Raw genomic sequence first — 2,241 nt, 5'->3', positions numbered from 1 at the left:
TCGAGGGCCGACACGATCAGCCCGTCGGCGTCCAGGACGACGCGGACCCGGCCGTTGGCCAGCGTCCAGCCCTCCGCAGTGGGGTCCACGGTGGCGGCATCGCCGGGGGGAACGGGGACACCCGCACCCAGACCCGGGATCCCGTCCACGGCATAGGGGGACGCGTTGAACACGACCGGCGCGCTCTGCGTCGCGGCGTCCTCGCCACCGGCCAGGATCGCTTGTGCCTGCGCGATCAGGTCCAGCGACGCTGCCTCGATGCGGGCGTACTGGGCGAGTGCCTCGCGGTGGACCCAGGCGATCGACGTGCCCGGCAGGATGTCGTGGAACTGTTGGAGCAGCGTCTGCTGCCACAGCGCGTCCAGGGCCTCGTGGGGGTAGTCCGCTCCCTGGTGGACGGCGGCGGTGGCCCACCACAGTTCGGCCTCGACGAGGAGTTGCTCGCTGCGTCGGTTGCCCGCCTTGGTGCGGTGCTGGCTGGTCAACGTGCCCCGGTGCATCTCCAGATACAGTTCCCCCACCCACACGGGCGCCTGCGGGAGTTCTGCCCGGGCACGGGCGTAGAAGGCGTCCGGGTATTCCCAGGACACCCGCGGGGAGCCCTCGAGGTCGGCCAGCCGGGCGGCCCTGCCGACCATCTCGCGGGTCGACCCGCCGCCGCCGTCGCCCCATCCCGTGGGCGCGATCGAGCCGGACGCCAGCCGCGCTTCACGGAACTGCCGCGACGCCTTGGCGACCTCCGCGCCGCTGAGCTCGGAGGTGTAGGTGTCCATCGAGGGGAAGTGGGTGAAGATCCGGGACCCGTCGATCCCCTCCCAGTCGAAGGTGTGGTGCGGGAAGACGTTGACCTGGTTCCAGGAGATCTTCTGGGTGAAGAACCAGGAGAAGCCCGCCCGCCGGATGAGCTGCGGCAGGGCGGCCGAGTAGCCGAACGAATCGGGCAGCCACACCCCGCTGGACCGGAGGCCGAACTCCTCCTCGAAGAACCGCTGGCCGTAGAGGAACTGCCGGGCCATCGCCTCGCCGGAGGGCATGGTGGTGTCGGACTCCACCCACATGCCGCCCAACGGCAGGAAACGCCCGGCGGCGACGGCATCCTTGACCTTCGCATACACCTCGGGGCGGTGTTCCTTGATCCAGGCGTACTGCTGGGCGCTCGACATGCCGTAGAGGAAGTCGTCGGTGTCCGCGATGAGTTCGGTCATGCTGGCGGTGGTCCGGGCGACCTTGCGGATGGTCTCGCGGACCGGCCACAGCCACGCGGAGTCGATGTGGGCGTGGCCGACGGCGGAGATCCGGTGGGCACTCGCCTCGGCCGGGGCCGCCAGCACGCCTGCCAGGGCCGCGCGGGCGGCGGCTGCGGTCGCGGCGATGTGTTGCAGGTCGAGGGCATCCAGGGCGTCATCGAGCGCCTGGAGGATGCGGGACCGGCGGGGACCCGTGGGCGGCAGTTCCGCCTGGAGCTGGAACAGCACGTCCAGGTCGAGGGCCAGTTCGAAGACCTCGGTCTCCACGAGGGCGACCTCGGCACGGCGGACAGCGTAGAGCGGTTCGCGGGAGGCCGTCGCCAGGTCGCCGTCGCGCGTGGGGAGGAAGGCGTCACCGCCGAGGATCACCGGGTTCGCGGCCGCCTCCACGTAGAGGTCGATGATCTCCCCGCCGGCAGCGTCCTGCGTGACGGGGATCCACTGGTTACGGGGGTTGATCGACTTCACCGGTTGCCCATCGGGGCGATACACCAGGCCCTCGGCCTGGAAGCCGGGGCTGGCGGTGTTGAATCCCAGGTCGAGCACCACCTCGACCTGCCGCCCGGCCCAGTCCACGGGCACTTCTCCCTGGAGCCGGAACCAGGTGGTGGCCCAAGCGGGCCCCCACGGCGTCCCGAGCGCGTAGGGCTCGTAGTCGGCCGCCAGCGCCTCCCGGGGAGTGACGGGTTCCCCGGGAAGATGATGGGCGGTCAGGGTGAGCGGGATCGCTGCCCCGTGGACGGCCGGCCAGATCCGTTCAGTGAGGACGCGGCGGGTGCGATCGACGGTGAGCGCGGTGTCGGCGTGCATGGGATTCATCCAACCTGATGCCTCGGCGCGCGCCCAGGGATGGGGCGCCCTGGTCCGCTTGTTGCCGTGGCGCGCTACGGATCGGCCCCGGACGCGGAACGGCCCCGCCGGTGGTGTTCCGGCGGGGCCGCCCCTGTGGCGGATCGTGCGTCGCGAAGCGACGAGTCGATCAGAAGGTGCCTGC

The 2,241-nt window shown here is 71.2% G+C and carries 1 protein-coding gene; it reads right to left on the bottom strand.

All coding sequences use genetic code 11. From position 1 onward, the window contains the following. The coding region (locus V7E09_RS15350; RefSeq protein WP_324523706.1) for an alpha-mannosidase at positions 1-2,066 on the bottom strand (2,066 nt) is incomplete at its 3' end. Positions 2,067-2,241 lie beyond the last annotated feature (175 nt).

The sequence above is a fragment of the Propioniciclava sp. genome (genome assembly GCF_036744435.1).
Lineage (GTDB): Bacteria > Actinomycetota > Actinomycetes > Propionibacteriales > Propionibacteriaceae > Propioniciclava.
The sequence above is the reverse complement of the archived record's forward strand: the minus strand, read 5'-3'. Positions and strand labels throughout refer to the sequence as shown.